The sequence below is a fragment of the Oleiphilus sp. HI0066 genome, assembly GCF_001635725.1.
In genome coordinates, this window is the sequence record NZ_LWFH01000883.1 from 1 (window position 1) to 268 (window position 268).

Annotated in this window: 1 pseudogene; it reads left to right on the top strand. The window is 40.7% G+C overall.

Annotated elements, in window-relative coordinates:
- Positions 1-268: pseudogene (locus A3738_RS10085) on the top strand (riboflavin synthase); the annotation flags it as partial.

A 268-nucleotide genomic window follows, 5' to 3' on the forward strand; every position in this document is an offset into this window, starting at 1 on the left:
ACAGTCACTCTTGTTAAGCGCATAGAAACGGAAACCAATTGCGAGCTAGTATTTAGCATCTCAGATAAGCTACAAAAATACGTTTTGCCAAAAGGTTTCGTTGGCCTTAATGGATGTAGTTTAACTATTGGATCAGGAGTAACGGATCAGTTTAGCGTCTATTTGATACCTGAAACGCTTAATATGACGACCTTTGGAACGATGTCCGAAGGGGACATAGTAAACTTAGAGATCGACCCTCAAACTCAAGCAATAGTCGATACGGTAG